General features: G+C 74.6%; 22 protein-coding genes, 1 pseudogene and 1 riboswitch. Of the genes and pseudogenes, 14 read left to right on the top strand and 9 right to left on the bottom strand.

The window, feature by feature from the left end; genetic code table 11:
- Positions 1–2: 2 nt before the first annotated feature.
- From IF20_RS28825 to IF20_RS28805, 5 genes are all read right to left on the bottom strand, one after another.
- Entirely contained in the window at positions 3–1,367 is a 1,365-nt protein-coding gene (locus IF20_RS28825) for a cobyrinate a,c-diamide synthase (RefSeq protein ID WP_052868294.1), read from the bottom strand.
- A gap of 31 nt (positions 1,368–1,398) precedes the next feature.
- Positions 1,399–1,995 (bottom strand): cob(I)yrinic acid a,c-diamide adenosyltransferase, encoded by a 597-nt coding sequence (gene cobO / locus IF20_RS28820; RefSeq protein ID WP_052868293.1) that lies wholly within the window; start codon positions 1,993–1,995, stop codon positions 1,399–1,401.
- Positions 1,995–4,121, bottom strand: a complete 2,127-nt coding sequence (locus IF20_RS28815; RefSeq protein WP_052868292.1) for a putative cobaltochelatase — start codon at positions 4,119–4,121, stop codon at positions 1,995–1,997. The genes cobO and IF20_RS28815 overlap by 1 nt, the downstream gene beginning before the upstream one ends.
- Before the next feature lie 67 nt (positions 4,122–4,188).
- The gene (locus IF20_RS28810; RefSeq protein ID WP_052868291.1) at positions 4,189–5,718 is read right to left on the bottom strand and encodes a cobyric acid synthase; all 1,530 of its coding nucleotides are present in this window, start codon (positions 5,716–5,718) and stop codon (positions 4,189–4,191) included.
- A complete protein-coding gene (locus tag IF20_RS28805; protein WP_052868290.1) occupies positions 5,715–6,683 on the bottom strand; it encodes a cobalamin biosynthesis protein in 969 nt (322 codons plus the stop codon). The genes IF20_RS28810 and IF20_RS28805 overlap by 4 nt, the downstream gene beginning before the upstream one ends.
- Positions 6,684–6,833: 150 nt before the next feature.
- A riboswitch (cobalamin riboswitch) is annotated at positions 6,834–6,965 on the bottom strand.
- 234 nt (positions 6,966–7,199) lie between these two features.
- Here IF20_RS28805 and IF20_RS28800 point away from each other — a divergent pair.
- From IF20_RS28800 to IF20_RS28790, 3 genes are read left to right on the top strand one after another with little or no spacing between them, the layout of a single operon-like run.
- Complete coding sequence (locus IF20_RS28800) at positions 7,200–7,598, top strand: hypothetical protein (protein ID WP_199896777.1); 399 nt, start codon at positions 7,200–7,202, stop codon at positions 7,596–7,598.
- 5 nt (positions 7,599–7,603) lie between these two features.
- Positions 7,604–10,282, top strand: a complete 2,679-nt coding sequence (locus tag IF20_RS28795) for a caspase family protein (protein ID WP_052868288.1) — start codon at positions 7,604–7,606, stop codon at positions 10,280–10,282.
- Positions 10,279–11,625 (top strand): extracellular solute-binding protein, encoded by a 1,347-nt coding sequence (locus IF20_RS28790; protein ID WP_052868287.1) that lies wholly within the window; start codon positions 10,279–10,281, stop codon positions 11,623–11,625. Before IF20_RS28795 ends, IF20_RS28790 begins: the two co-directional genes overlap by 4 nt.
- Positions 11,626–11,672: 47 nt before the next feature.
- On the opposite strand, the gene IF20_RS28785 is transcribed toward IF20_RS28790, so the two are convergent.
- The 3 genes and pseudogenes from IF20_RS28785 to IF20_RS28775 form a co-directional block, all read right to left on the bottom strand.
- Positions 11,673–11,921, bottom strand: a complete 249-nt coding sequence (locus tag IF20_RS28785) for a hypothetical protein (RefSeq protein ID WP_052868286.1) — start codon at positions 11,919–11,921, stop codon at positions 11,673–11,675.
- Between the two features lie 31 nt (positions 11,922–11,952).
- Positions 11,953–13,218: pseudogene (locus IF20_RS28780) on the bottom strand (anion permease).
- Between the two features lie 181 nt (positions 13,219–13,399).
- Positions 13,400–14,221, bottom strand: a complete 822-nt coding sequence (locus IF20_RS28775) for a lysozyme (protein WP_052868285.1) — start codon at positions 14,219–14,221, stop codon at positions 13,400–13,402.
- Positions 14,222–14,437: 216 nt separating this feature from the next.
- Between IF20_RS28775 and IF20_RS28770 the strand changes: the two genes are divergently transcribed.
- From IF20_RS28770 to IF20_RS28760, 3 genes are all read left to right on the top strand, one after another.
- Complete coding sequence (locus IF20_RS28770; protein WP_052868284.1) at positions 14,438–15,109, top strand: class II aldolase/adducin family protein; 672 nt, start codon at positions 14,438–14,440, stop codon at positions 15,107–15,109.
- Positions 15,110–15,222: 113 nt separating this feature from the next.
- On the top strand, positions 15,223–16,350 hold the full coding sequence (locus IF20_RS28765) for an alpha/beta hydrolase (RefSeq protein WP_052868283.1): 1,128 nt from the start codon (positions 15,223–15,225) through the stop codon (positions 16,348–16,350).
- A 278-nt stretch (positions 16,351–16,628) separates the two neighbouring features.
- Positions 16,629–18,191, top strand: coding sequence for a hypothetical protein (locus IF20_RS28760; RefSeq protein WP_052868282.1), 1,563 nt, complete (start codon positions 16,629–16,631; stop codon positions 18,189–18,191).
- 55 nt (positions 18,192–18,246) lie between these two features.
- On the opposite strand, the gene IF20_RS28755 is transcribed toward IF20_RS28760, so the two are convergent.
- Entirely contained in the window at positions 18,247–18,672 is a 426-nt protein-coding gene (locus IF20_RS28755) for a VOC family protein (protein ID WP_052868281.1), read from the bottom strand.
- 293 nt (positions 18,673–18,965) lie between these two features.
- Here IF20_RS28755 and IF20_RS28750 point away from each other — a divergent pair, with 293 nt between their 5' ends.
- The 8 genes from IF20_RS28750 to amaP all read left to right on the top strand — a co-directional run bounded on the left by IF20_RS28750 (position 18,966) and on the right by amaP (position 24,984).
- Positions 18,966–20,564: an ABC-F family ATP-binding cassette domain-containing protein gene (locus IF20_RS28750; RefSeq protein ID WP_052868280.1), complete on the top strand. Its 1,599-nt coding sequence runs from the start codon at positions 18,966–18,968 to the stop codon at positions 20,562–20,564.
- A gap of 383 nt (positions 20,565–20,947) precedes the next feature.
- Positions 20,948–21,169: a helix-turn-helix domain-containing protein gene (locus IF20_RS28745; RefSeq protein ID WP_006606369.1), complete on the top strand. Its 222-nt coding sequence runs from the start codon at positions 20,948–20,950 to the stop codon at positions 21,167–21,169.
- 123 nt (positions 21,170–21,292) lie between these two features.
- Complete coding sequence (locus tag IF20_RS28740; protein WP_052868279.1) at positions 21,293–22,072, top strand: enoyl-CoA hydratase/isomerase family protein; 780 nt, start codon at positions 21,293–21,295, stop codon at positions 22,070–22,072.
- A 249-nt stretch (positions 22,073–22,321) separates the two neighbouring features.
- On the top strand, positions 22,322–22,792 hold the full coding sequence (locus tag IF20_RS28735; RefSeq protein WP_052868278.1) for an Asp23/Gls24 family envelope stress response protein: 471 nt from the start codon (positions 22,322–22,324) through the stop codon (positions 22,790–22,792).
- A gap of 118 nt (positions 22,793–22,910) precedes the next feature.
- On the top strand, positions 22,911–23,111 hold the full coding sequence (locus IF20_RS28730) for a hypothetical protein (protein WP_052868346.1): 201 nt from the start codon (positions 22,911–22,913) through the stop codon (positions 23,109–23,111).
- Between the two features lie 3 nt (positions 23,112–23,114).
- Positions 23,115–23,681: an Asp23/Gls24 family envelope stress response protein gene (locus IF20_RS40950; protein ID WP_052868277.1), complete on the top strand. Its 567-nt coding sequence runs from the start codon at positions 23,115–23,117 to the stop codon at positions 23,679–23,681.
- Positions 23,682–23,715: 34 nt separating this feature from the next.
- Complete coding sequence (locus IF20_RS28720) at positions 23,716–24,369, top strand: DUF6286 domain-containing protein (protein WP_052868276.1); 654 nt, start codon at positions 23,716–23,718, stop codon at positions 24,367–24,369.
- A gap of 9 nt (positions 24,370–24,378) precedes the next feature.
- The gene (amaP, locus tag IF20_RS28715; protein WP_052868275.1) at positions 24,379–24,984 is read left to right on the top strand and encodes an alkaline shock response membrane anchor protein AmaP; all 606 of its coding nucleotides are present in this window, start codon (positions 24,379–24,381) and stop codon (positions 24,982–24,984) included.
- The last annotated feature ends 56 nt before the right edge of the window (positions 24,985–25,040 follow it).

Here is a 25,040-nt window from a genome sequence, read left to right as displayed (position 1 = left end):
CATCAGGCGCTCGCCGCCCATGCCGCGGCGCGCGCCGCCAGGCGGTGCGCCAGCGACGGCTCGGCGGCCCAGTGCACATGCAGGTACGAGGCGTGCACCCCGTCCCGCACGAAGCCCTCGGTACGCCGCTCGGGGCGCACGAACCCCCACGCCGGGCTGTCGCCCGTGCCCGGCTCCAGGACCGTGCGGTGGAACTCGTGGCCGCGCACCCGCGTCCCGGCCGCCGCCAGCGCGCTGTCGCCGACCGCCACCGCCTCCCGGTAGCCCAGCGTCAGCCGCTCCGACATCCGCCCGTCCGCCGGCAGCACCCCGCACATCGGCTTCCCGTCCAGTGACCGGGACAGGTACAGCAGACCCGCGCACTCCGCGGCGACCGGGGCACCCGCAGCGGCCAGCCGGGCGACCTCCGCGCGCAGCGGCTCGTTCGCCGACAGCTCCGGCGCGTACACCTCGGGGAAGCCGCCGCCGATCACCAGCCCCGCGGTGCCCGCCGGCAGCTTCTCGTCCCGCAACGGGTCGAAGGTGACCACCTCGGCGCCGGCCGCCGTCAGCAGCTCGGCGTGCTCGGCGTAGGAGAACGTGAAGGCGGCGCCGCCCGCCACCGCGATCACCGGTCGGCCCGCGGCGGGCGCTTCCGGGGCCTGCGGCTCCCACGCCGGGCCGGACAGCTCCGGCGCGCTGTGCGCCAGCGCCAGCAGCCCCTGAAGGTCGCAGCCGGTACGGATCTGCTCCGCGAGCGCCGCCACCGAGTCCACCGCCTCCGGAGCCCGCTCCGCGACCGGGACCAGACCCAGGTGCCGGGCCGGGGTGTTCATCCGCGGCGCGCGCCGCAGACAGCCCAGCACCGGTACGCCCGCGCCGCCCAGCGCCTCGCGCAGCAGCGCCTCGTGCCGGTCGGAGCCGACCTTGTTGAGGATCACCCCGGCCAGCCGCACCTCCGGGTCCCAGGACGCGAAGCCGTGCACCAGCGCGGCCACCGAGCGGGACTGCGAGGACGCGTCCACGACCAGCACGACCGGCGCCCGCAGCAACTTCGCCACCTGCGCCGTCGAGCCCAGCTCGCCCATCCCCGAGGCACCGTCGAACATGCCCATGACGCCCTCGACGAGCGCCAGGTCCGCACCCGCCGCACCGTGCAGGAACAGCGGCTCGATCCGCTCCGGACCGCACAGGTACGCGTCGAGATTGCGGCCCGGACGCCCGGTCGCGAGCGCGTGGTAGCCCGGGTCGATGTAGTCGGGGCCGACCTTGTGCGGCGACACCGCGAGGCCCGCCTCGCGGAACGCCGCCATCAGGCCGGTGGCGACGGTGGTCTTGCCGCTGCCCGAGGAGGGCGCGGCGATCACCAGGCGCGGAACGTTCACCACTGGATCATCACTTCGGTCATCGCTGCGGTCGTCACCACTCGATGCCCCGCTGGCCCTTCTGACCCGCGTCCATCGGGTGCTTGACCTTGGTCATGTCGGTGACCAGGTCGGCGAAGTCCTGGAGCTCCTGCGGCGCGTTACGGCCCGTGATCACCACGTGCTGGGTGCCGGGACGGTTCCGCAGCACCTCGATCACCTCCGCGGTGTCGATCCAGCCCCAGTGCATCGGGTACGCGAACTCGTCCAGCACGTACAGCTTGTACGACTCCGCCGCCAGGTCCCGCTTGACCTGCTCCCAGCCCTCGCGGGCCGCCTCCTCGCTGGACTCGATGTCGCGCTGGACCCACGACCAGCCCTCACCCATCTTGTGCCAGGCCACCGTGCCGCCCTCGCCGGTCTCGCCCAGGACGCGCAGCGCACGCTCCTCGCCGACCTTCCACTTGGCGGACTTCACGAACTGGAACACCCCGACCGGCCAGCCCTGGTTCCACGCCCGCAGCGCCAGCCCGAACGCGGCGGTGGACTTGCCCTTGCCGGTGCCGGTGTGGACGAAGACGAGCGGGCGGTTGCGGCGCTGACGGGTGGTGAGGCCGTCGTTCGGTACGACGGTCGGCTGTCCCTGCGGCATCAGGCGGCCCTCCGGTGGGTGGTGTCGGTGACGTTTCGTACGAGCGCGGAGACGCTGTCCGCGCGCAGCTCGTCGAGGGTGACGGCGGTGCCCTGCAGATCGCGGGCCAGCTCCCCGGCCAGCCCGAGGCGGACCGGGCCCGTCTCGCAGTCCACGACCACCGAGGCGACGCCCTCGGAGGCCAGCAGCTGCGCCGCCTTCGAAGCACGCGGGCGCGGCTCCACGCCGCCGGTCGCCCGGCCGTCCGTGACGACCACGACCAGCGGGCGACGCGAGGCGTCCCGCAACCGCTCCACGCGCAGCACCTCATGGGCCTTCAGCAGGCCCGCGGCCAACGGCGTCCGGCCGCCGGTCGGCAGCTGCTCCAGCCGGGCCGCGCCCGCCTCGACGGAGGAGGTGGGCGGCAGCGCGAGCGCGGCGTCCGCGCCCCGGAAGGTGATCATGCCGACCTTGTCGCGCCGCTGGTACGCGTCCATCAGCAGCGACAGCACCGCGCCCTTGACCGCGGTCATCCGCTTCCGCGCGGCCATCGAACCGGACGCGTCCACGACGAACAGCACCAAATTGCCCTCGCGGCCCTCCCGTACGGCCTCGCGCAGGTCGTCCCGGCGGACGACGAGCCCACGGCCGCTGCGCCCGCGCACCTTCTGGTGCGGCGCCGCGGCCTGCACGGTCGCGGCCAGGTGCAGCTTGCCCAGCGCACCCTGGGGGCGACGCGAGCCGGTGGTACGGCCGTGCGCGGTACGGGCCCGCGAACGGCGGCCGTCGGCGCCCTCGCCGAGCCCCGGCACGTCGAACCGCTTGGTCTTGAACGGCTCGGCGGCACCGACCGCGGCCTTCTCGGGCGCGGTGCCGCCCTCGGCGGCGTCGTTCCCGGGGTTCCCGGGCTGGGCGGGCTGCTGTTCCGGAGCGCTGTCCGAGCGCTGGTCCGGTACGGAGGGCTGCTCGGGGCCCGCGTCCGCGCCGGACGGCTGCGGCGCGTCGTCCGGACCGTCCTGCGGCGGCAGCCCGCCGCCACCGTCCGGGCCGCCACCGTCGGGGCCGTCGTCCGGGCCCTCCGGCTCGGGGTCCGGCTCGTCGTCCGGCGAGTCCTGGGGGTCCTGGGCGTCCTCCTGGGGGCCGTACTCCTCCAGCGTCCGGTCGAGCTTGTCCTCGTCGAGGCCGGGGGCGTCGAAGGGGTTGCGGCGGCGCCGGTGCGGCAGCGCGAGCAGCGCGGCCTGCCGCACGTCCTCCTCGGCCACCTCGGCCCGGCCCGCCCAGGCGGCCAGCGCCGTCGCGGTACGCGCCATCACGATGTCCGCGCGCATGCCGTCCACCTCGAACGCCGCGCAGGTCGCGGAGATCTGGCGGAGCGCCGCGTCGCCGAGCACGACGTCCGGGAGCAGCGCGCGGGCCGTGGCGATCCGCTGCCGCAGCGCCTCCTCCTCGTCGGCCCAGCGCGCCGCGAAGCCGGCCGGGTCGGCGTCGTACGCGAGCCGCCGCCGGACGACCTCGACCCGCTGGTCGGGCTCGCGGGAGGCGGCGACCTCCACGGTCAGCCCGAAGCGGTCCAGCAACTGCGGCCGGAGCTCGCCCTCTTCGGGGTTCATCGTGCCGACCAGCAGGAAGCGCGCCGCGTGCCGCACGGAGACGCCCTCGCGCTCCACGTAGGAGGATCCCATGGCGGCGGCGTCCAGGAGGAGGTCGATCAGGTGGTCGTGGAGCAGGTTGACCTCGTCGACGTAGAGGATGCCGCGGTGCGCGTCGGCGAGCAGGCCCGGCTCGAACGCCTTGACCCCCTCGGACAGCGCCCGCTCGATGTCGAGGGCGCCCACGAGGCGGTCCTCCGAGGCGCCCACGGGCAGCTCGACCATGCGGGCGTCACGGTGTTCCGTGGGCCCCGCCCCGTGCGGCCCGTCGGGGCACTGCGGGTCCGGGGCCGCGGGGTCGCAGCTGAAGCGGCAGCCGGGAACGACCGGGACGTCGGGCAGCAGCGCGGCCAGGGCACGTACCGCCGTCGACTTGGCGGTGCCCTTCTCGCCGCGTACCAGGACGCCGCCCACCGCCGGGCTGACGGCGTTGAGCAGCAGCGCCAGCCGCAGGTCGTCCATGCCGACGACGGCGGTGAACGGGTACCGGGTGCTCACGTGCTGATCACTCCTTCGAGTGGCTTCGGGTCTGCGTCTGCGTGTGCGTACGGGAATCGGTCGTCGGTCACGGCGCCCCCGGTGGTACGAACGGCAGGCCCTCGGGGACGCCGTTCTCGATCAGGCGCAGCAGGGCCTCCGTGTCCGCGTGTTCCTCGATCAGGTCGCCCAGCGCGTCGAGCTGTTCCTCGCGCAGCGCGTCGAAGCAGGTGTCCGGCGCGGGCACGAACGCGCGCCCCGCGGCCGCGGCCACCCGGCGCAGGAAAGCGCGCCGGAAGCCGTCGCTCTCCAGGGAGCCGTGCCAGTGCGTGCCCCATACGGAGCCGACGCGGCAGCCGTCCAGGAAGGGCTCGTCGCCCGCCCGGACGTCGGCGACGCCGTGGTGGATCTCGTACCCGGCCACCGGCTCGCCCAGGGCCTCACCCTCGGGCCTGGCGAGGGTCTTCTCGGCGGCGAACCGCACCCGTACGGGCAGCAGGCCGAGCCCGTCGACCGCGCCGGCCCGCGACTCCACCTCGTCCTCGATGTGCTCGGCGAGCATCTGGAAGCCGCCGCAGATGCCCAGCACCGGACGGCCCTCGGCGGCCCGGCGGGCCACCGCGTCCGCGATGCCACGCTCACGCAGCCACTGGAGGGCCCGTACGGTGCCGCGGGTGCCGGGCAGCACGACCAGGTCGGCGTCGGCCAGCTCCTCGGGGCGGTCCACGAAGCGGACGACGACGCCCGGTTCGGCGGCGAGCGCGTCCACGTCGGTGAAGTTGGACATCAGGGGGACCGCGGCGACGGCGACGCGGAGGATGTCGGCGCCGTGCGGCGCCGCGACCACGCTCTCGCGGACCGCGCCGCGCAGCGAGACGCGCAGGCCGTCCTCCTCGTCGATGCCGAGCCCGTGCCGGAAGGGCAGCACGCCCAGCGTCGGCCGGCCGCTCAGCTTCTTGAGCATGTCCAGGCCCGGCTCCAGCAGCGTCACGTCGCCGCGGAACTTGTTCACCAGGAAGCCCGCCAGGTGCGCCTGGTCGGCCTCGGAGAGCAGCGCGGTGGTGCCGAAGAAGGACGCGAAGACGCCGCCGCGGTCGATGTCGCCGACGACGACCACGGGGAGGTTCGCGGCGCGTGCGAGGCCCATGTTCACGATGTCGGTACGGCGCAGGTTGATCTCGGCCGGGCTGCCCGCACCCTCGCAGATCACCGCGTCGTGCGTACGCCGCAGCTCGGTCAGGCAGTCGGTGACCGTACCGAGGAGCCGCTCCTGGCGCCCCGAGTGGTAGCCGCGCGCGCTCAGCTCGCCCACCGGCTTGCCCAGCAGGACGACCTGGCTGCTGCGGTCGCTGCCGGGCTTGAGCAGCACCGGGTTCATCAGCGCGGTCGGCTCGACCCGGGCCGCCGCGGCCTGCATGGCCTGGGCCCGCCCGATCTCCGCGCCCTCGCGTGTCACGTACGAGTTGAGCGACATGTTCTGCGCCTTGAAGGGCGCGACCTTGACGCCCTTGCGCGCCAGCCAGCGGCAGATGCCCGCCGTCACCACGCTCTTGCCCGCGTCCGACGTCGTCCCCGCGACCAGCAGGCCGCCGCCGAGAGTCCTGTCCGTACCGCTCACCGGGATCTCCTCGCCTTCCGGGCCGTACGGACCGCGCCCACGGCGATCCGCGCTCCGACCGTCGTCGCCAGCGCCAGTGCGCTCACCCGGCGCGAGAGGCGCACCGCGCGCGCGATGTCCGCGCCTTCGACGGTGCGGCCGCCGTCGTTGAGCACCGGGCGGTGCTCGACCCGCCCCGCGTACGCCAGCGTGCCGCCCAGCCGTACGCCGAGCGCCCCGGCGAACGACGCCTCCACGGGGCCCGCGTTGGGGCTGGGGTGGCGCCCGCCGTCGGCCCGCCAGGCGCGCCACGCGCCGCGCGGATCGGGCCCGGCGACGGTGGCCAGCAGCGCGGTCAGCCGCGCTCCGGGCCAGCCCGCCACGTCGTCCAGCCGGGCGGAGGCCCAGCCGTAGCGGCGGTAGCGGTCGGACTTGTGGCCCACCATCGCGTCCAGCGTGTTCACCGCGCGGAAGGCGACCAGGCCCGGTACGCCGCCGACGGCGCCCCAGACCAGTGCGCCCACGACCGCGTCGGAGGTGTTCTCGGCGACGGACTCCACGACGGCGCGCGCCATCTGCTGCCCGTCCAGGGCCTGCGGGTCGCGGCCGCACAGGTGGGGGAGGAGCTCGCGCGCCACATCCAGGTCGCCGGCCTCCAGCGCGCTGCCGAGGGCGCGCGCCTCCCGGCCCAGCGTGGTGCCGCCCAGTACGGCCCAGGTGGCGGCGGCGGTCAGCGCCACCCGTGCGGGGGCGCAGCGGCGTACGGAACGGGCGAGCAGGGCGGCGCCCAGGGCGGCACCGCCGGCGCACAGCGCGGTGTGCGCCGCGCCGTATCCGCGGTGGTCGCGCCACAGCCCGCGCTCCACGGCGGCGGCGGCCCGCCCGAAGGCGGCCACCGGGTGGCCGCGGCGGGGGTCGCCCACGGCCAGGTCGCCGAGGAAGCCCAGGGCCGCGCCGCACGCATAGGTGGCGTGTTCGGCACGCATGATCGGATCAGCCCGCCGTGCCTCGGTCGGACGGCCGTACGCGGCGGTGTGCCGGGCGTACGGCGGAGGGCTGGGGTCTCGGCTCGGAGCCCGGCATGGCGTGTGTCCTCACTCAGGGTCCGCGCCCTGGCTCGACGTGACCGGCGACGAGAGTCTCCTGGCTCCCGGATCGACGCTTCCCCCGGCCTTCCAGCCCGTGCTCGCGACGGGCCGTGGCTTCTCTGGAGGAGCGCTCCCCGGTGACAGTGGCGGGACCGCGCCGGATTCTCACCGGACTTCCTCATCTGTCGCCGAATGGCACCGGGCAGTCCACCACGTGCCGCGAATGCCGTCAACTCACCCTTGACCTGCGACGCAGTCGTATGGCACGGCCTGTGGTCAAGGACACAGCGTGGACCGTTGTTGACGGCCTGTTGCCTGCCGCGCGTCCGGCGCGACACCATCGGTGCACCTATGGCAAAGGTGCCGCAGGAGGGGGACGGGATGACGGAGAGCCGGCAGCGTCACGAAGTACGCATGAGAGTCACCGGGACCCATGACGGGGGCCAGGATCTGGAAGACCTCCGGCGGTGGCTGGAGCGCGAGTCGTGGCTGACGCCCGACAACCACGGCTGGCGCCGGGCACCGGGCGCGGGGACCGCCCCGCCCACCGGCGCGGACGCGGCGGGCCAGGGACCCGAGATGGCCGTCGGCGTCGACGACCTCGTCCTGGTCCTCATCGGCGCGGTCGCCGCGCCGATGACCGAGCAGCTCCTCATCGCCCTGCGGGAGTGGCTCGCCCACCGCAGGGAGACCGCCGCCGACGGCGAGACACCGGCACTCGACATCAGTGATGCCTCCGGACTCCACCGCCTCGACGACCCCGATCCGCGTGCCGAACGCGGCGACCAGGGTGGCCGCGTCGGCACGGAGTAACCGGCATGCCCCTCTACGACGCGCGGGGCAAGCAGAACCGCGCGCTCCTCATCGGCGTCAGCAGCTACCAGGACCCTCGGCTGCCCGACCTCGACGCGGTCTTCGCCAACCCCGACGAGCTGGGCCGGGTGCTGTGCGCCCCGGCCACCGACCTCTTCCTGCCCCAGGAAGTGACGCCGCTGCGCCCGAAGACCCCGGAGGAGCTGACCGCCGCGCTGCGCACCGCGGCCCACGAGGCCCGCGGACTGCTGCTGGTCTACTTCTCCGGACACGGCCGGGTCCGGCGCGACGGCGGCGACCTGCACCTGCTGGTCGAGACGTCGCGGGTGGCGCAGGACAAGCCCCGGGTCGCCTCGTACGAAGCGGTCTCCTGGGTCAAGGACGTCCTGCCGCGCCTGGAGAGGTCGCGCGCCGACCGCGTCGTCGTCGTGCTCGAATGCTGCTTCGCGGGCAACGCGGACGACAGCTTCCGCACCGACGACAAGCCGGTCTCACTGCTGATGGCCGCGCAGCCGAACCGCCGGATCTTCAGCGGCACCGAGCCCGGCGGCGGCACCACCTTCACCCGGGCCGTGCTCGACATCCTCGAACACGGCATCGAGGGCAAGGAGTGCGTCACCTTCGAGGACCTGGCCGGTGAGCTGCGTCGGCGACTCGCCGACCACACCACCCCGCAGGGCGGCGCCTGGGTGCCGCGCGCCTCCAAGCGGAACACCGTCGACGACGTGGTCGTCTCCTTCGCCACCAGGGAAGCGCGCCCTCGTACGCCGTTCGTCGTCCGCGCCCGACGCTGGTGGCGCTCCCGCCCGCGGCGCCGGTTACAGCTGCTGTCCGCCGCCGCCGCGCTGGCCCTCGTCGCCACCGCCCTGGTGGTCACCGACCGGCTGCGGCCGCCGGGGGACTGCCCGCCCGCCCAGGAACTGCGGCTGCTCACCGCCCCCGAGGCCGAACCGACGCTGCGCGCCGCGGCCCTCGCGTACGAGATGTCCGACCTCAACACCGCGCCCGTGCCGGGCGAGGACGACGTCCCCGACGGCTGCCGGCGCACCCAGATCACCGTCTACTCCGCCGCCAAGGACCAGGTGGCACAGGGCTTCGCCGCGGCGGACCGCTGGCGGGGCGAGGCCGAGGGGGAGGACGAGGCCCCGGAGGGAGGCGCCGGCGGCGAGGCCGTCGAGCCGCTGTATCGCCCCGGTCCCCAGCCCGACCTGTGGGTGCCCGAATCGACCGTCGACCACCTCCAGGTCCGCCAGGGCATGGCCGCACACGCCCCCGTCACCCTGCACCGGGTCGGCCCGGTCGCCTACACCCCGCTCGTCGTCGGCGTCCCCGAGACGCGCGGCCTGTCCGACGTGGAACAGGCCGGCAGCAGCTGGCACGAGATCCTGGACGACGCGGCCGACCGGAAGCTGCGGCTGCTCCGCCCCAGCCCCGTACTGTCCGGCGTCGGGCTGATGCACACCATCGGCCTCTACCTGGCCGACGACGGCACCCCCGTCGCGCTGGACGGCGGCGCGCCCCGGACGGGCGTGGCCGAGCGCGCCGAGAACCGGCTGCGGGCGCCGGGCAGCCAGTACGCCGGCAGCGCGGAGCTGCTGTGCTCCCTGCGCCCGGGTGCGGCGTCGGCCGGCGCGGTGTCACGCGCCACCGCGGCGCCGCTGGTCACGGAGAAGTCCCTCACCGACGCCAATCTCGGGCACGCCGTCGGGAACTGCCCGGCCCTCGCCACCGTTCCCGAGAAGGAGGACCGCTACGAGGCCTACTACCCGTCCGGCGTGCCGGGCCTGGACCACCCGCTGATCCGGGTGGCCTGGAAGGGGGCGGCGGACGCCGCCCGCCGGCGGGCCGCCTCGGACCGGTTCGCCGACTGGCTGCGGCGGCCGGACGGTGGCCAGAAGGTGATCACGCGGGCCGGGTACCGCGGAGTGAACGCGAAAGGCGCCGCCGCCCCGGCACCCACCGACTCCCCGCTCCGGGACAGCCGCGCCGGCGTCCTGCCGGACATCGGCGTGGAGCCGTACACCGCAGGGCGGCAGCGGGTCTCCCAGGTGCTGGCGGCGTACGACTCGGCGCACCGCCCCGGTCAGCTCCTCTTCCTCCTCGACACCTCCACCTCCATGGCGGACGGGGGCCGGATCTCCGTGGCGGCGGACGCGGTCGGCCGCGCCCTGGAGGTGCTCGGGCCGAAGGACACGTACGGACTGTGGACCTACCCCCGGGCCGGCACCGCGGCCCGGGACCGCGAGCGCCCCGTCGAACGGGTCAGGGCCGGCAGCACCGACCCGGCAGCGGGGCGCGAAGTGCTGGACCGCCTCCAGCGGGACGACGGCGGCCTCGTCGACCAGGGCGCGTGGATGCAGGAGGCGCTCACCGCCGCGCTGGACCGGCTGCGCGACGGCCCGGCCGAGCGGACGAAGGCCGTGGTGCTCGTCCTGGACGAGGACGACGGCGCGGGCAAGCGGTCGGCGGCGGCGCGCGAGGCGCTCTCCGACGCGCTCGCCGCGCACCCCCGGATTCCCGTGGTCGTGCTGGCGGCCGGCAAGGGCGGCTGCGACGCGGCCCCGGTGCGGCACGTCGTCGAGGGCTCGGGCGGCAACTGCGTGGCCGGTGGTCCGGGAGCCGCGGACACCCTGGCCGGGTTGGTGGCCTCCTTCGGTACGGGCGGACAGGAGGCGGGCCGGTGAAGCGCGTGGCCGCGGCGGTCGCCGCCGTGCTCTGCCTGCTCGCGGGGGGCTGTACGGACCCGGGGCCGACACCCGCGGCGGACGGCGACATCGTCCTGGCCACCGGCAGCGATCTCAGCAGTACGGGGGTGCGCCGCGAACTGATCCGCGCGTGGGAGCGGCGGACCGGCAAGCACGTCCGCATCGTGAAGCTGCCGGACACCGCCGACGCGCAGCGCAGCCAGCTGCTGGCCGCGGGCCAGTCCGGCAACGGCGGGTACGACGTGCTCAACATCGACGTGGCCTGGACCGCGGAGTTCGCCGCGGCGGGCATCATCCGGCCCTGGGGCAGGGAGCTGAGCGGCGACTTCCTCGCCAGCGTCAAGAAGACGACCACCACCGGCTCCGACGGCACCGTCTGGGCCGTCCCCTTCAACACCGACGCCGGGCTGCTCTACTACCGCAGCGACCTGCTGGCGAAGTACGGGTACGACGGGCCGCCCGACACCTGGGAGCAGCTGCGGACCTGGTCGCAGAAGATCATGGCCGAGGAGAACGCCCACCGCCCGGCGGACGAGAAGCTGTACGGCATGGTCGCCCAGCTGCGGCCCTACGAAGGCCTCACGGTCAACACCCTGGAGTCGGTCTGGGCGTCCGGCGGCGACCCGGAGCGGACCGCCCATCTCGCCGGGGCGTTGCAGCAGGGCGTGTACGCGCTCAAGGAGCGGTTGCGCACGATCATGCCGCAGGAGGCGACGGCGATGGACGAGACCGCCAGCCGGCAGTGGTTCGCCGAGGGCCGGGCGCTGTTCATGCGGAACTGGCCGGTGGAGTACGCCTCGGTCGCCGAGAAACTGGCACCGGGCCGGCAGTTCGACGTGGCCCAGCTGCCCGCGGGCTCGCCGGAGGGCCGGCACCGCACGGTCCTGGGCGGCCAGAACCTCGCCGTGGCGGCCGACGCCGCGCACCCGGCCGAGGCCCGCTCCCTGATCACCGCCCTCACCTCGGCCCGCAGCGAGCGCTGCCTGCTGCAGCGCGGCTTCGCGGCCACCCGCGCCTCGGCGTACGACGGCACGGCGCCCGCGTGCGACCTGCCGCCCGAGGACGCCCGGCGGGAGGAGGACGACGGCGCCCGGCACGGCGCCGCGCCGGCAGGGCAGGACCCGCCGTACACGGACCTGCTGCACCGCGCGCTCGACGACGCGGCGCCCCGCCCGCGGAGCGCGCACTACGCCACGTACAGCAAGGTCGTCCAGCTGTACGTCTCCGCCTACCTCACCGGCAAGGACGATGCCTCGATCGCCGACGAGCTCGCCGAGGAAGCGACGAAGGCGCTCAGCGGCCGCGGGGAACGCGGCGGCTGAGCGCCTTCGGGTGGTGCGGGGCGTCCGGGCGCGGGCGCGCCCGCCGGTCAGCCGGCGACGATCAGGAAGATGCCGTAGCCGACGGCCGCGAGGCAGAGCGCGAAGCAGACGTATCCGCCGGCGCGGGTTGCGGCCGAGGAGCCGCTGCCGGCGACCGCGGTGCCGCCCGCCTCGCCCTCCTGCGCGGCCTTGCGGGAGGTCCCCACGATGCCCAGGGTGAACAGGCCCACCATGCCGACGGTCACCGCGAGCGTGGTGCCGAAGACCTGGCCGAGTGCAGCCCAGTCGATGTTCATGGCGTCGGTTCCTTAACGGGAGCGGCCGCGGTCAGCGGACGGCCGTGGTGGCGGGGGTGGGGGAGTGCGGCGCGGCCTGCGCCGGGATGCCGTCGATGGTGCCGGCTCCGGTCGTGGTCGTGCCCGCGGGCGGCGGGGAGACCGTCTGGAGCGCGGCGGTGACGACACCGGCCGGCTCGGCGGACTCGACGGGTGTCACGTCGTTGACGTTGCTGCTGTCCACCGGCTTGCGGCGGGAGGCGGCCCAGATGGCGCCGCAGATGGCGAGGCCCAGCACGGCGACCGTGGTGATGCCCCAGTCGCCCTGGCCGGCCAGGAACGCCGCGCCCGCGGAGACCAGCCCGGCGGCCGGCAGCGTCAGGCCCCAGGCGATCACCATGCGGCCGGCCGTCGACCAGCGCACGACGCCGCCCTTGCGGCCGAGGCCGGAGCCCATGACGGCGCCGGAGCAGACCTGGGTGGTGGAGAGCGCGAAGCCGAGGTGCGAGGAGGCCAGGATGGTGACGGCCGCGCCGGTCTGGGCGGCGAAGCCCTGCGGCGGCTGGATGTCGGTGATGCCCTTGCCCATCGTCCGGATGATGCGCCAGCCGCCCAGGTACGTGCCGAGGGCGATGGCGAGGCCGGCCGAGGCGATGACTCACATCGGCGGGTCGGCCTGCGGGGCGAGCGCGCCGCCGGTGATCAGGGCGAGGGTGATGACGCCCATCGTCTTCTGGGCGTCGTTGGTGCCGTGGGCGAGGGAGACCAGGGCCGCCGAGGCGATCTGCCCCGCGCGGTAACCCTTGGCGGTGTCCTCCTCGGCGCGGTGGCGGGCCAGCCGGTAGGTGAGCCGGGTGGCGGCGGTCGCGGCGATGCCCGCGACGATCGGCGCGGCCACGGCCGGTATGAGGACCTTCATGACGACGGCGTCCGCGTTGACCCCGCTCGTGCCGACGGACACCAGGGTCGCGCCGATGAGGCCGCCGAAGAGGGCGTGCGAGGAGCTGGAGGGGAGACCGGCGAGCCAGGTCAGGAGGTTCCAGACGATGGCGCCGACGAGGCCGGCGAAGATCACCTCTGGTCTGATGCCGGCGCCTTCGTCGATGATGCCGCCGGAAATGGTCTTGGCGACCTCCACGGAGAGGAACGCGCCGACGAGGTTGAGCACCGCCGACATCGCCACCGCGATCTTGGGCTTGAGTGCCCCGGTGGAGATGGTGGTGGCCATCGCGTTGGCCGTGTCGTGGAAGCCGTTCGTGAAGTCGAACACCAAGGCCGTGACGATCACGATCCCGATGAGAAGCGTGATGTGTTCCATTCACCCAGGCAATCAGTTCGATGGTCAGTGACGCGAACGACCGTAAGGAGGGTGGGTGAACGGAAGATGAACGACAACGGGCCTGGTGGTGACGCCCCCGCCGTTTTCGTGCGGAGGCGTCTCACCTGTCACTCAGGGTTCATTCCGTGGTGCCTTTGAGGTGCTTGGGGCCCCGCTCGGCCTAGCCGCCGGCGAACTTGCGGAGCTGTCCGTAGGAGCCGTTCCAGGCGTTCTGGTCGCCCGGCAACTCCCCTTTGTTCGAGTACTGCCAGATGCTCAGGAAGGACCAGCCCTTCGGCAGGTCGCCCGGCTCGCCGTGCCAGGACGCCAGCCACAGCGGGTGGCTCTGCGCGAAGGCCCCGCTGCCGCCGGTGCAGGTGTTCCACCAGCGGGCGGTCGTGTAGATCACCGGTCGGCGCCCGGTCTGCCGCTTGACCTCATCGCTGAAGTCCCAGATCCAGGCGACCATCTTCTTCTTGCTCACGCCGTAACACTTGTGCTTCTTGCTGTACGGGTTGTGCTCGATGTCCAGGGCCGGCGGCAGCGTCCAGCCGTCCGCCGTCCAGCCGCCGCCGTTGCGCAGGAAGTACCGGGCCTGCGCCGCGCCGGAGGACTGGTTGGGCACCGCGAAGTGGTACGCGCCGCGCAGCAGGCCGGCCCCGCGGGCGCCGTCGTACTGCTGGCCGAAGTAGGGATTGGTGTAGTCGGTGGACTCGCTGGCCTTGACGTAGACGAAGCGCGCGCCCTTCGCGCGGGCCTTGGCCCAGTTGACGTTCTTCTGGTGCGAGGAGACGTCGTGGCCGTGCGGCACGCCGGCCGCCGCCGAAGGGCTCGCCGCGGCGAGCTCGGTCAGCGCCGTGCCGGCCAGCGCGGCCAGTGCGAGGGCGGTTGCGGCGGCGACGGAGGCCGGACGGCGCCGCCGGCGCGGTGCGCCGGGTGCGGGGTCGCTGGGTGCCGGGTCGCTGGTGGAGCTGCTAGGGGTGGGTTTGCGGTCACGAGCCATGATTCCCCCCGGATGGCGACGTGCATGACAAATCATCCTGAGGCTAGGGGAAGATCCCGAGATGCCGGATCGGCTCCGGCCAATCACTGGCCAAAGCCGAGATGCCCCGGTTTGGGGGATACCGGCGGGGCATGATCCGCCTTACAGTGCGGCGGCTGCCCGGGGTACCCCCGGTACGGTGCGCGGCGCGGGGGTTCCAGGAGGGAGCGGGGCGGCATGACGGATCGCGGGCCGGGACCGGCGGGAGAGATGGCGGAGGCGTGGGACGCGCTGGTGGCCGCCGCGCGGCGCACGGTGACCGACGGGCTGGTGGTCGGCACGTCGGGCAATGTGTCGATGCGCGTCGGCGGGCTGGTGCTCGTCACCCCCACCGGCGTCCCGTACGACCGGCTGGGCCCGGACGACCTGGTGGCCGTGGACCCGGCGGACGGGCGGCAGGTGGCCGGGGAGCTGAGGCCGACGAGCGAGTTGCCGATGCACCTCGCGGTGTACCGCCACACCGGTGCCACCGCTGTCGTCCACACCCACGCGGTGCACGCCACCGCGGTCTCCACACTGGTACCGGAACTCCCGCCGGTGCACTACATGACCGCGGCCCTCGGAGGTACCGTCCGGGTCGCCCCGTATGCGACGTACGGCAGCCAGGAGTTGGCCGACAACATGCTGCACGCGCTGCGCGACCGCACGGGAGTGCTGCTGCAGAACCACGGGACGCTCACCTACGGCGACACCCTGGACCAGGCCTACGACCGTGCGGCGCAGCTGGAATGGATGTGCCGGCTCTGGCTGACCGCCGCGTCCGTTCCCGGCCGCACCCCGTCCCTGCTCTCTGCTGCCCAGCTGGCCGAGGCGGCCGAACGGCTGCAGGGATACGGGCAGCGGAACTGACCCCGCGCAGCCGGATCGACGTGCCCGGCGGCCCGGTCGCGCCCGGCTCGGTCCGTCACTCGGGCGCGCGGGCCCACTGGCCACGGGCGGTGGTCCTCCCCAGACTGGGGAGGGTGCGCCTGGGTACCGCGGCGGCAGCGGCCGCCACCACCGTGATCGGTACCGGTGCGGCCGCGCTCGCGGCCGGCCGGTACGCCAGCGACGTCGCCCTGAAGCCCGCCCCCGACCGGCCGTTGCCGGGCGACGGGCGGCTGACGGTGCACGCCACCACCGCCGACCGGATCACCCTCACCCGCAGCCTGTCCGCGCTGCGGCCGGGCCGGTACGGGCTGGCGGGCCGTGGCTGCCACGCCGTCGTCGGCCCCGTGCTGGACGACGAACCGCACGAGGCCGATACCGTCGTCCGGCGCCTGGAACGGGTCACCCACGGGACCCTGGAGCGCGGCACGCGCGTGTGGCTGACCCCTCAGGTGCACGTCGGCAACCCCTCCGACGCGCTCGGCCTGGAGTGCGCCGACGTCGACGTGCCCGGCGAACTGGGCGCGCTGCCGACGTGGTTCCTGCCCGGCGAGCGGGAGACGTGGGTCGTCGCGGTGCACGGCCTCGGCACGACCCGGGAGCACCCGATGGTCGTCATGCCGTTCCTGCACCGCCAGCACTTCCCCGTGCTCGCCCCGGCCTACCGCAACGACCTCGGTGCCCCGCGCACCGCCGACGGCATCGGGCACCTCGGGGACGCCGAGTGGCGCGACGTGGACGCGGTGATCCGGTACGCCCTCCGGTACGGCGCGCGCCGGGTGATCCTGCACGGCTGGTCCACCGGCGCGACGATGGCGCTGCACGCCGCGGCACACTCCGCGCTGCGGGACCGGATCGCCGGACTGGTGCTGGACTCGCCGGTACTGGACTGGCGCGCGACGGTACGGGCGCTGGCGGCGGCCCGACGGGTGCCGCGGCCGGTGCTGCCGCTGGCGGTACGGGCCGCGGAGGGCAGCACGGGCCTGCACTCCGACCGGCTGGCCGAGGCGCGCGACCCCGCGCTGCTCGCCGTCCCCACGCTGATCTTCCACGGCCCCGGCGACACCGTCGCGCCGTGGTCCGCCTCCCGCCGGCTGGCGGCCGCCCGCCCGGACCTGGTCAGCCTGCACACCGTCAGGGACGCCCCGCACGGCGCCATGTGGAACGCCGGTCCCGAGGGCTACGAAGAGGCGCTGCGGCGGTTTCTGACGCCGTTGATGTAGGCGCCGGCGGAGCCGGGGCCGGGGTGGCCACGGGCTGCTGCCCGGCTGATCGCGCGGCGGGTGGCACGGAGAGTCGGAGGAGTGGCACGGGGTGTCGCGGGGAACGGGGTGATCACGGGCGGATCGGGCATGCGGAGCCCCTCCGATGAACGCAACCGGACGCCCGATTGGGTTTTCGGGCTCACAAGAGCAAGACTGCTCCTGTGACGTCCCGTACTCCGCGCGACTCCCGGCTCCGCCTCGTCCCCAGACAACCGATCGCCGCCGCCCGCCGAGCGGTGAGCACGCGGACCACCAGGCCCGCGCCACGGCCGCCCGAGGGCACTCCGCCGCCGGGGGAGCTGGCCCGGATGGCACGCGGCGCGTTGGCGGACGCCGTCCGGGTGGCCCGCTGGGCCGCCCGCGAGCGGGGCGAGGGCACCGGCGCGCGCGCCGCCGCCGACGGCTCGCTCCCGGACGCCGCTGCCCAGCAGGCGGCCGACGCGCTGGACCTGACGCCGCAGCAGGTCCGGGCCGACTGGGACCGGGCCCGGCTCGCCGGCCTCATCGAACTGCACGGCGGCGTGGCCCGGCCGGGCTGGCGGCTGCGCGCCTGGGACCGTGACGACTCCGCCGCCCTGCGCGGCTGGGTCGCGCTCTTCGACGCCTGGTCGCTGGCGCGCCCCGCGCCCGCCGACGCCGGGCCGGGGGCGGTCGCCGAGGTGATCGAGGCGCTGCCGCAGGTGCTGTCGCTGCTCTACCTCTCGGCGGGCCCGGTCCAGGTCGCCGACCTCCAGGAACTCCTCGACCAGCGGATCGCCGAACTCCGCACGGAGCGCTGCGAGGTGCCCTACGAGCGCGCGGTCCGCGGTGCGCCGGACCCCGACGCCGTGGCCGGCCCGGTGCCGGTCGAGGCGGCCGGGCAGGGTGCCGACTCCGAGGAGCCGGACGACGCCGCGGTCCTGAGCGCGGCACCGGACGGCGGCGCCGCCCCGGATGCCGGTGGCCAGACCACTGATCATGCGGACGGGCGGCCGGCTCCGGGGGCTGCGGCCGACGGCGCGGGGGCGTCGTCCGCCGCCCTGCTGGACTGGGCGCTGGACGCACTGGCCGCCGTCGGCGCGCTGGCCGTACCGGGCGGCAGCGGCGGCCGTACGCGCGGCGCCGGGGACGCCGCCGCACTGCTGCGCGGCGGCGAACCGGCCGGCGAGCGGCAGGCCCGGCTCACCCCGCTCGGCAGCTGGGCGGTCTGGGTCAAGCTGGAGCAGATCTGCGTGGCCGCGCAGAGCCCCGCCGGCAACATCGAGCAGTCCGCCGAGGCGATGCTGCGCGGCTGCGCGCGGCTCACCCCGGGGCCCGCCCGGGCGGAGTACCGGGCATGGCTGGCCGCGCGCTCCGCCGGCAGCGCGGTCGAGGAGCTGCTGGCGGTCGCCCGCGGCGAGGACGCCCTGCTGCGCGGGCTCGCCTTCGAGGCGCTGCGCACGGTCGGCGCACCGGCCGAGCCGGCCGTACGGGCGGCGGCCGACGAGCCGGTGCTGCGGCCCTACGCCCTGCTGTGGCTGGTGGAGCACGAAGGGGGCGACCCGGAGACCGCGCCGGACGTGCTCACCCGCGAGGAGTCCACCTGGCTCTGGGTGGACACCGCGGCCGCCGTCGCCGACCACGGCGAGAGCCGGCTGCTCGTCCGCCACCTGGACTCCGCCGTGCAGGGCTCCGTGCCGCGCCTGCTGGAGGAGGTGCGCGCGGTCGGGCACCCGCGCACCGTCCAGGTCCTCGTGGCGCTGGCCGCCGCGCACCCGGACCCGGCGCTCGCCAAGGCCGTCCGCCGCGCGGCGTTCCAGGTCCACACCGGCGGCGCCTGACCGCCGGCCTGACAGCCGCCCGCCCGTACCCCGTCCGGTCGCTGCCGGGCGGGGCTCAGGCGTCCGCGCCGTCGGCGTCCGTGGTCGTCGGTGCGTACGTGCCGAAGCTCCAGATGTTGCCCTCCTTGTCCCGTGCCATGTAGTCGCGTGAGCCGTAGTCCTGGTCGGTGGGCGGCAGGAGGATCTCCGCGCCGGCCGCCGCGGCCTGCGCGTGATGGGCGTCGACGTCGGGCACGGCGACGTAGACCCCGGTCGGCCCGGCGTCGCCCATCGCCTCGGCGAAGACGCCGCCGCGGCCCTTCGCGCCGAGCATGACCGTGCCGTTGCCGTAGGAGAGTTCGGCGTGCAGCACCGTGCCGGACTCGTCCTCGTACAGCGCGCCGCGGGTGAAGCCGAAGGCGGCCGTCAGGAGCTCGATCGCGGCCTTCGGATCGCGGTAGAGCAGGGTCGGGCAGATCGAGGGAGAGGGCGTGGCGGACATGGTCTCGGTCCCTTCGCGAGCCGGTGTGGCCTGACTCACATCAGTCTGCCAGTGAGGTCTGACAACGCCGTGTGACCTGGGCGTACGCCCTGTCCTGAGGCCGCCGCGACAAGCGCGCCGCGGCGCCGGCGCCGGCGGGGAAAACTGCTTGCACGCCACCGTTAGACTGGCCCCATGGCAATTCTCCTTGTGCATTAGACGGCGCAGGCCCGTCCGCGCTCCTCGCGGAGCGCGCCGCGTTGCGGCTTTCCCGCCCGTCCGTCCCGCCGTCCACCCTGCCCTGGAGTCTTTCCGTGATCACCGCCTCCGGCCTCGAGCTGCGCGCCGGCGCCCGAGTCCTCATCGAGTCCGCGTCCTTCCGTATCGCCAAGGGCGACCGCATCGGCCTGGTCGGCCGCAACGGCGCGGGCAAGACCACCCTGACCAAGGTGCTGGCCGGCCAGGGCATCCCCGCGTCGGGCACGGTCACCCGGTCCGGCGAGGTCGGCTATCTGCCGCAGGACCCGCGCACCGGCGACCTGGACGTGCTGGCCCGCGACCGCGTGCTCTCCGCCCGCGGCCTGGACGAGGTCCTGCGCAAGATGCGCGAGAACGAGGACCGGATGTCCAACGGCAAGGGCGCCACCCGCGAGCGCGCGATGAAGAAGTACGAGCGCCTGGAGACGGAGTTCCTGACCAAGGGCGGGTACGCCGCCGAGGCGGAGGCCGCGACCATCTGCGCCAGCCTCGGCCTGCCGGACCGCGTCCTCGGCCAGCCGCTGCACACCCTCTCCGGTGGTCAGCGCCGCCGTGTCGAGCTGGCCCGGATCCTCTTCTCGGACTCCGACACGCTCCTCCTGGACGAGCCGACCAACCATCTCGACGCCGACTCGATCCTCTGGCTGCGGGACTATCTCAAGACCTACCGCGGTGGCTTCATCGTCATCTCCCACGACGTGGACCTCGTCGAGACCGTGGTCAACAAGGTGTTCTACCTGGACGCCAACCGCTCCACGATCGACATCTACAACATGGGCTGGAAGCTGTACCAGCAGCAGCGCGAGGCCGACGAGAAGCGCCGCAAGCGCGAGCGCGCCAACGCCGAGAAGAAGGCCGCCGCGCTGAACACGCAGGCCGACAAGATGCGCGCGAAGGCGACCAAGACCGTCGCCGCGCAGAACATGGCCCGCCGCGCCGAGAAGCTGCTGGCCGGCCTGGAGGAGGTGCGGCAGTCCGACAAGGTCGCCAAGCTGCGCTTCCCGAAGCCCGCGCCGTGCGGCAAGACCCCGCTCACGGCCGAGGGCCTGTCGAAGTCGTACGGCTCGCTGGAGATCTTCACCGACGTCGACCTGGCCATCGACAAGGGCTCCCGGGTGGTCATCCTCGGCCTGAACGGTGCGGGCAAAACGACTCTGCTGCGCCTGCTGGCCGGCGCCGAGAAGCCCGACACCGGCCGGGTCGTCGAGGGGCACGGCCTCAAGCTCGGCTACTACGCGCAGGAGCACGAGACGCTGGACCCGGACCGCACGGTCCTGGAGAACATGCGCTCGGCGGCCCCGGACCTGGACCTGGTGCAGGTCCGCAAGACCCTGGGCTCCTTCCTGTTCTCCGGCGACGACGTGGACAAGCCCGCCGGCGTGCTCTCCGGCGGCGAGAAGACCCGGCTCGCGCTCGCGACGCTGGTCGTCTCCTCCGCCAACGTCCTCCTCCTGGACGAGCCCACCAACAACCTCGACCCGGCCAGCCGCGAGGAGATCCTCGGGGCGCTGCGCACGTACGAGGGCGCGGTGGTCCTGGTGACCCACGACGAGGGCGCGGTGGACGCGCTGGAGCCGGAGCGGATCATCCTGCTGCCGGACGGCGTGGAGGACCTGTGGGGCCCGGACTACGCGGATCTGGTGGCGCTGGCCTGAGGCCCGCGCGGGCCCCGGCGCGGGGTCCGGCACCGCGCGGCACGGGCCGTAGCGCATCTTGATCAACGCGGTATGGATCATTCGGCCGACGGGTGATCCATCATCTGAGTGAGAACGGCTCGTACCCGGCGCGCCGCTCCGTGCGGGGCCCGGCGGACGGCCGCGTGCGTGCTCTTTTTCCGCCACGCCTCCGTGACCTGGCGCTTCTTCCCGCGGCCCGGCCGAGAACGCTCCGTAAGGTCCTTGGAATCGCTGATTCCAGGCCGCTGTGCGCCGCTCCGCGCGCCAAACCATGTCCTACGGACCTTGCCGAATGGGTGGCCAGGACGGGCGGGAGGGGTGATCATGAGAGTCCAGAGCGCACTTCCCATGAGGAGGCACGGGTGGCCGAGACTCTGAAGAAGGGCAGCCGGGTGACCGGCGCCGCGCGCGAGAAGCTCGCGGCTGACCTGAAGAAGAAGTACGACTCCGGAGCGAGCATCCGGGCGCTGGCCGAGGAAACCGGCCGCTCCTACGGGTTCGTGCACCGGATGCTCAGCGAATCCGGTGTGGTCCTGCGTGGTCGTGGCGGGGCGACGAGGGGCAAGAAGGCCGCCTCGGCCTGAACTGAGGCGGCCCGCGACTCCGAAGAGCCGACGGTGCCACCCGGTCGAAGAAGTCATCGACCGGGTGGTTACTGTTCAGTTAACTTAGCGGTTCAGTAGCTGAGGCAGACTCGGAGGCGCTCCATGACCCTGCTCGACAAGGACGGCGTCCGGCTCACCGTTGACGACGCCGTCGCCACGGTGACCCTGACCAACCCCGCCAAGCGCAATGCCCAGTCGCCCGCCCTGTGGCGGGCCCTGGCGGAGGCGGGACAGCAGCTGCCGGGGAGCGTGCGGGTCGTCGTGCTGCGCGGAGAGGGCAAGTCCTTCTCCGCAGGCCTGGACCGGCAGGCCTTCACCCCCGAGGGCTTCCCGGGCGAGCCGTCCTTCCTGGACATGGGGCGCGGCCCGGAGTCCGAGCTGGACGCGCTGATAGCCGAGTACCAGGAAGCCTTCACGTGGTGGCGGCGGAACGACATCCTCTCCATCGCGGCCGTCCAGGGGCATGCCATCGGTGCCGGCTTCCAGCTCGCGCTCTCCTGCGACCTGCGGGTCGTCGCGGAGGACGTGCAGTTCGCGATGCGTGAGACGAGCCTGGGCCTGGTGCCGGACCTGACCGGCACCAAGCCGCTCGTCCACCTGGTGGGCTATGCCCGCGCCCTGGAGATCTGCGCCACCGGGCGGTACGTCCACGCCGAGGAGGCCGAGCGCACCGGCCTCGCCAACCTCGTCGTGCCCGGCGACCAGCTCGACGGTGCCGTCGCGGACCTCGCCGGCGCGCTGCTGGCCGCGCCCCGGGACGCCGTCATCGAGACCAAGGCCCTGCTGGCCGGGGCCGGCGCGCGCACGCTCGACGAGCAGCGTGCCGCGGAGCGGGCGGCGCAGGGCCGCCGGCTGCGCGACCTCGCCGGCGCGGGCGAGTAACCCCCCGGACGAACGGCTGCGTGCCGGGAACCTCTGGTTCCGGGCCGCGCACTTCCCCCGTGCCCGGGGCGCGCTGTGGCGTGCCCCGGGCACGCGCTTACCCGCTCCGCGCCGTTCGCCCGCCCGCGCCCCGTCCACTCGGCGTATCCCGATGGCATCCCGGCGGCGGACCGTGCCGACCGCGCCTAGTGTGGGCCTCGGAGCGCATGCCAGGTGTGCCCGCTCCTCCCCGAGGAAAGGGACGATGCGATGAGCGACACCGCACAGGGCGGCCGGCCGCACGGCGAAGGCGCCGCCCGCAAGACCCTCGGCTCCGAGCGCGGCGGCGGCGACCCGGCGACACGCGGGCGCACGACCATCGCGGACGGCGTCGTCGAGAAGATCGCCGGGATGGCCGCCCGGGACGTCGTCGGCGTCCATGCGATGGGCAGCGGCCTGTCCCGCACCTTCGGCGCGGTGCGCGACCGGGTGCCCGGCGGCAAGTCGGTCACGCGCGGCGTGAAGGCCGAGGTCGGCGAGGTGCAGACGGCGCTGGACCTGGAGATCGTCGTCGAGTACGGCGTGGCGATCGGCGAGGTGGCCAAGGCGGTACGGGAGAACGTCATCGCGGCGGTCGAGCGGATGGCGGGCCTGGAGGTCGTCGAGGTCAACATCGCGGTCAGCGACGTGAAGCTGCCGGACGAGGAAGAGGAAGAGGAGCCGGAGCCCCGGCTCCAGTAGCGGTTCGAGCCGTTCGGGCGGCCCGGCCGGCCGAACGGCACCGATGCCGGCGGCCGGGTTCCGGCACCGTTCCGGCAGGTCCGCCATCCCGGCCGGGATGGCAGCGAAGGAGTGCACGATGAGCATGGCCGTGGCCGGTCTGTTGGCCGGCATGGCGCTGGGCTTCGCCGGGTACTTCGGCGGATTCGGGGCCTTCTTGCTGGTGGCGGCGTTGGGCGCGGTCGGTTTCGTGGCCGGGCGGTTCCTGGACGGCGACCTGGAGGCCGGCGAGTTCTTCCGGCGCCCGGGAGGCCGTGACCGCGACGCCCGGCGGCGGTGAGGCGTGGCCGGACAGCTTCCGGAGCCCGCCGTCGAGGCGGGGCAGCGCGGCGCGACGCGGATCGCCGACCAGGTGGTCGCCAAGATCGCGGCGCAGGCCGCACGGGAGGCGCTGCGGCACGGCCCGGAGGGCGTCGCCGTGAACGGCAGCGGCGCGCACGCCGCCGGCCGCCCGTCCCCCGGCGCACCGGTCCGCGACGCCGCGGACGCCGGCACCACCCCGGCGCGCGGAAACGATGCGCCCGGGGACGGACCGCCCGATGCCGAGGCGTCGGGCGGTGGGCCGCCCGCCGGCGGCTCCCGTTCGGGTGAGGTCCGTTCCGGTGATGCCGACGCCACCGTCGTCGTACGGCGGCACACCACTCAGGACACCTTCGGCGAGGCCCGCGTACGGGTCACCGTCGAGCTCGGCTACCCCGGCGACATCGGTGCGCAGTGCGGCGCCGTGCGTCGGCGGGTGACCGAACGGGTATGGGCGTTGGCGGGCATGACGGTGCCCGAGGTGGCGATCCAGGTGACCCGCCTGCACTCGCCGCACACGACGCGGGCCGGGCAGGGGAGAGTGCGATGACACGTACGGTCACCCGGGCGACGGGACCCGGGACATGAGCGAACCGGACACGACGCGACGCCTCCCGACGCTGGAGAAGACCGACCGCCGGGCGGACGGCCCCGAGCAGTCGGCCTCCGCCGCCGCGTACACCTCCGCCGCCGGCGACCGGGCCGGGCGCTTCTGGTCGGCCCGGCGGCTGCCGGCCGGACTGGTGGCGCTGGTGGTGCTCGCGGTGGCCGGGCTGTTCCTGTACGACGTGGCCGCCGTACGCACCGGGCGGCCCGCGATGGCCTGGCGCCGCCGCCTCGCCGACGAGCTGGCGAGCCGCCCCCTGGAGGACACCTGGGTGCTGGCCGCCGCCGCGCTCGCCATGGCCCTCGGCCTCTGGCTGCTCGTGCTCGCGGTGACGCCCGGACTGCGCGGCGTCCTGCCGATGCGGCCCGCGACGCCCGGGATACGGGCGGGCCTGGACCGCTCGGCCGCCGCGCTGGTGCTGCGCGACCGGGTGATGGAGGTGTCGGGCGTGCAGGCCGTACGGATCTCGATGTCGCGCCGCAAGGTGACGGCGCGCGCGGTCGCGCACTTCCGCGAACTGGACGAGGTACGCGGCGACGTGGCCGCCGCGCTCGCCGACGGCCTGGACCGGCTCGGTCTCGCCCGGCCGCCGGGCATGTCCGTCCACGTACGCCGGGCCGGGAAGAGGTGAGCCGTGGCGATGCGTCAGGTACGGCGGACGGTCAACCGGGTGCTGCTCGGACTGGCCGGACTGGTGCTGCTGGGGACGGGCGGAACGGTGCTCTTCGCCGGCCTCGCGCTGCCGCAGAAGTGGCACGCCGGGCTGCCGGCCGGGTGGCCGTGGGACGCGCCCGGTGACGTCCTGCTCCGGAACGCGGACCGGACCCGGTGGACGGACGCGGGCTGGTGGTGGCCGGCGGTGATCGCCGCGCTGGCCGTGCTGGTACTGCTCGCGCTGTGGTGGCTGCTGGCCCAGTTCCGCAACCGCCGGCTGCGGGAGGTCCTCGTCGACACCGGGGACGGCGAGGGAGCACTGCTGCGCGGGCGCGCCCTGGAGGAGGTCCTCGCCGCCGAGGCGGAGAGCGCGGAGGGGGTGCACCGCGCCCTCGTGCGCCTGGCCGGCCGCCGCCGCGAGCCGCACGTACGGGCCCGCCTGCTGCTGGAGCCGCACGCGGACCCGGCCGGCGCCGTCCACCTCCTGGGCACCCGGGCGGTGGCCGCGGCCCAGGCGTCGACCGGCCTGGCGGAGCTGCCGGCCGAGGTACGGCTGCGCGCCGTACGGCACCGGGCCGAACGGGTCACCTGAGCCTCCGACGCTGAACGGGAGCGCCACCGGACGGCGGCGCTCCCGGGCATACGGGA

Origin of the sequence: Streptomyces niger, from assembly GCF_000718305.1 — a bacterium.
Taxonomy (GTDB): Bacteria; Actinomycetota; Actinomycetes; order Streptomycetales; family Streptomycetaceae; genus Streptomyces; species Streptomyces niger.
This window is presented reverse-complemented; position numbering and strand designations above follow the sequence as displayed.